This is a genomic window from Roseateles sp. P5_B10 (genome assembly GCF_056400485.1).
The window spans coordinates 1-759 of record NZ_JBFULE010001425.1; the positions used below are offsets into that span (position 1 = coordinate 1).

At 70.8% G+C, this 759-nt stretch carries 1 pseudogene; it reads left to right on the forward strand.

The window, feature by feature from the left end:
- Positions 1-759, forward strand: a pseudogene (locus AC1DU6_RS33760) (DNA mismatch repair protein MutS); the annotation flags it as partial.

The window sequence follows — 759 nt, forward strand, 5'->3', positions numbered from 1 at the left end:
CACATGAGCTGACGCTGGCTCACGCGGCCGGCAGCGCTTTGCTGGCGTTTGCCGAACACACCCAGGGCCGGGCTCTCGCCCACGTGCGCTCCCTGCGCGTGCAGCGCAGCGGCGAGCTGCTGGACCTGCCGCCCGCCACCCAGCGCAACCTGGAGCTGACGCAGACGCTGCGCGGCGAGCCGAGTCCCACCCTCTTCTCGCTGCTGGACACCTGCAAGAGCGGCATGGGCAGCCGCACGCTGCGCCAGTGGCTGCTGCATCCCAAGCGTGACCGGGCGGAAGCCGTCTCGCGCCACGACGCCATCGCCGCCCTGCACGACGAAGGCTTCGAGCCCCTGCGCGAAGCGCTGAAATCGGTCAGCGACGTCGAGCGCATCGCTGCCCGCATCGCGCTGCGCCAGGTGCGCCCGCGCGAGCTGACCGGCTTGCGCGCGACGCTTCAGGTGCTGCCGCAACTGCGCGCTGTGACACCCGCGGCATTGCGCGACGCCAGCCTGAACCCGCCGGCCGACATCCAGGAGCTGCTGGAGCGCGCCATCGCGCTGGAGCCGGCCATCCTGACGCGCGACGGCGGTGTCATCGCCGACGGCTTCGACGCCGACCTTGACGAGCTGCGCGGCATCCAGCAGAACTGCGACGGCTTCCTTCTCGACCTCGAAACCCGCGAGCGCGCCCGCACTGGCATCGCCAACCTGCGCGTGCAGTTCAACCGCGTGCATGGCTTCTACATCGAGGTGACGCAGGGCCAGGTCGACAAGG